Origin of the sequence: Sulfoacidibacillus ferrooxidans, from assembly GCF_022606465.1 — a bacterium.
Classification (GTDB): domain Bacteria; phylum Bacillota; class Bacilli; order Alicyclobacillales; family SLC66; genus Sulfoacidibacillus; species Sulfoacidibacillus ferrooxidans.
This window is the reverse complement of the sequence record NZ_JALBUF010000069.1, coordinates 1-710: the sequence shown is the minus strand read 5'-3', so window position 1 is coordinate 710 and position 710 is coordinate 1. Positions and strand designations below refer to the sequence as shown.

Sequence of the window (710 nt, the reverse complement as noted above, 5' to 3'; positions counted from 1 at the left end):
GTTATGATTCCGTTATTTAAAGATCCTTCGAAGAATTTGATTGATTATTTTTTTGAATATTTTGGTGCTATTTTTGGATTTATTTTCAGCATGATTATATTTACGGCGCTTCTTCTTGATCTTTCGACTAATGTGACATTCGATTTTGAACAAGTACACGTTCTATTCTTACCTACTACACCTACAGCGGTCATTTTAATGTTTATGATCATCAGCATGGTTCTCCCTGCATATTTCGGTATTGAAATATTAGGTAGATCAAGCATCATGATGGGCGGTCTGATCATACTCATTATTCTATCTCTCAATGTACTTTCAACTACGAACGCCGATATCAATAATTTTCCACCGATTTTAGGGCCAGGTCTCCCCACGCTACTCAAACAAGGAATACTTCATATAGGTTTTTTTGGAGAATTCATTGCTTATCTCATGATGCGACCGTATATTCGCAGTTATTCAAGTTATCAACGTTCCTTTTATATTATTTCTGCTGTTACATTGGTCGTGGGTATTATTCAAATAACCCTATTGCAACTTATTTTTCCTTATCCAACAAGTGCTAATTTGCTTTTTCTATCCGTGGAATCCATCAAACTAATATATTTTGGTCGGTTTATTCAGCACATTGAAGCGATTTATGCGATAGCTTGGCTAATTGTAGCTTGTTTGCGGCTAAGTTTTATGTTGTATCTTTTATCGCTTGCAGC

1 protein-coding gene is annotated in these 710 nt (G+C 35.2%); it reads left to right on the top strand.

Translation table 11 applies throughout. The features are described 5' to 3' along the window. On the top strand, positions 1 to 710 hold a 710-nt coding region (locus MM817_RS16400; RefSeq protein ID WP_241717120.1), incomplete at both ends, for a GerAB/ArcD/ProY family transporter.